This is a genomic window from Mesorhizobium sp. M1A.F.Ca.IN.020.06.1.1, from assembly GCF_004023265.1.
GTDB lineage: Bacteria > Pseudomonadota > Alphaproteobacteria > Rhizobiales > Rhizobiaceae > Mesorhizobium.
In genome coordinates this window covers 1-1,834 of sequence record NZ_RZSR01001094.1, presented here as the reverse complement: position 1 = coordinate 1,834, position 1,834 = coordinate 1, and the positions used below count along the sequence as shown (strand labels likewise).

Sequence of the window (1,834 nt, the reverse complement as noted above, 5' to 3'; positions counted from 1 at the left end):
CTCGCCGAGGCCGGCTGGAAGCGATCCGGCGCGTTTGTCGTGAACGACAAGGGCGGACGGCTATCAGCCGAAATCCTCGTCGACAACGACGCGTTCGTGCAGATTTACTCGCCCTGGGTCGACAATATGAAGGCTGTCGGCATCGATGCCTCAATCCGGCTGGTCGATGCCGCGCAGTATCAATTGCGACAGAACACATTCGACTACGACATGATCTCCGCCGCCTTCTCCTTTAGCGCAACCCCGACCCGTGATGACCTCGAGACCTTCTTCCATTCGCGAAGCGCGTCGGTCTCAGGCTCTCGGAACCTGCCGGGCATAGCGAGTCCGGCTATAGACGCGCTGATCGACGCCGTCGGCGCGGCCAAGGACCGTGAGAGCCTCACCGTCGCCATGCGGGCGCTCGATCGGGCCTTGCGCGCTCGGCGCGATTGGATTCCAAGTTGGCATCTGGCGAATCACCGAAGCGCCTATTGGGACATGTTCGGCTTTCCCGAGCAGAAGCCCGATTTCGGCTTTCCGGTCGAAGCGCTGTGGTGGGTCGACAAGGGCAAGGCGGCGAAAATTGGCAAAGGGTGAATTTCTTGCGGGCGAAGGCGCCGCCCCTCACCTGCCTGTCGGCATCCTCTCCCCGTATAGTGGCGGGGAGAGGGAAGCCATCATCTATGGTTTCGCCAATCACAAGCGCCGTGGCGAACGTGCCGAGATCGCGGCCAGCCCCTTTCTCCCCGTCACTTTACGGGGAGAAATGTCCGGCAGGACGATGAGCGGCGGCGCCGACGCCGACAATTGGTCTGAAGCGATTGCCTCGGGGACGCCTCCAGATACAGTGGTCTTCCCCAAGGAGGGCAACATCTGATGGGCGCCTATATCCTGCGCCGCATCCTTCTGATGATCCCGACGCTGTTCGGCATCATGGCGATCTCCTTCGCCGTCATCCAGTTCGCGCCGGGCGGCCCGGTCGAGCAGGTCATCGCCAAGCTCACCAACCAGGGCGGCACGGATCGCCTCGGCGGCGGCGGTGGCGACGCGGGCGCCACCAATTTCGACGTCGCCGGCGATGTCGGCTCGAAATATCGCGGGGCCCAAGGGTTGGACCCCGAATTCATCAAGAAGCTCGAAAAGCAGTTCGGCTTCGACAAGCCGCCGCTCGAGCGCTTCGGCATGATGCTGTGGAACTATGCCCGCTTCGACTTCGGCGACAGTTATTTCCGCGACATCTCGGTGCTCGACCTGATCCTGGAAAAGATGCCAGTGTCGATCTCGATTGGGCTCTGGATCACGCTGCTCTCCTACCTGATCTCGATCCCGCTCGGCATCCGCAAGGCGGTGCAGGACGGCTCGACCTTCGATGTCTGGACGAGCGGCGTGGTGATCGTCGGCTATGCCATCCCCGGCTTCCTGTTCGGCATCCTTTTGATGGTGCTGTTTGCCGGCGGCTCGTTCTGGGATTGGTTCCCGCTGCGCGGCATCGTTTCCGACAATTGGGACCAGCTGTCCTGGCCGGACAAGATCATCGACTATTTCTGGCACATGACGCTGCCGCTGACCGCACTTGTGCTGTCGGCCTTCGCCACGACGACGCTTTTGACCAAGAACTCGTTCCTCGAGGAGATCCGCAAGCAATATGTGGTGACGGCGCGCGCCAAGGGTCTGTCGGAGCGCAAGGTGCTTTATGGCCATGTCTTCCGCAACGCCATGCTGATCGTTATCGCAGGGTTCCCGGGCGCCTTCATCTCGGCCTTCTTCACCGGCTCGCTGCTGATCGAAAACATCTTCTCGCTCGACGGGCTCGGTCTGCTCGGCTTCAAGTCGGTGATCGACCGCGACTACC

General features: G+C 61.7%; 3 protein-coding genes. All 3 read left to right on the top strand.

Going from position 1 to position 1,834, the window contains the following annotated elements; all coding sequences use genetic code 11:
- Window positions 1-579, top strand: a 579-nt coding sequence (locus tag EOA60_RS31295; RefSeq protein ID WP_245502658.1) for an ABC transporter substrate-binding protein, incomplete at its 5' end; no start/stop codon positions are given.
- Entirely contained in the window at window positions 566-859 is a 294-nt protein-coding gene (locus tag EOA60_RS31290) for a hypothetical protein (RefSeq protein ID WP_206522144.1), read from the top strand. The genes EOA60_RS31295 and EOA60_RS31290, both read left to right, overlap by 14 nt.
- The coding region (locus EOA60_RS31285; protein ID WP_164899707.1) for a microcin C ABC transporter permease YejB at window positions 859-1,834 on the top strand (976 nt) is incomplete at its 3' end. The genes EOA60_RS31290 and EOA60_RS31285, both read left to right, overlap by 1 nt.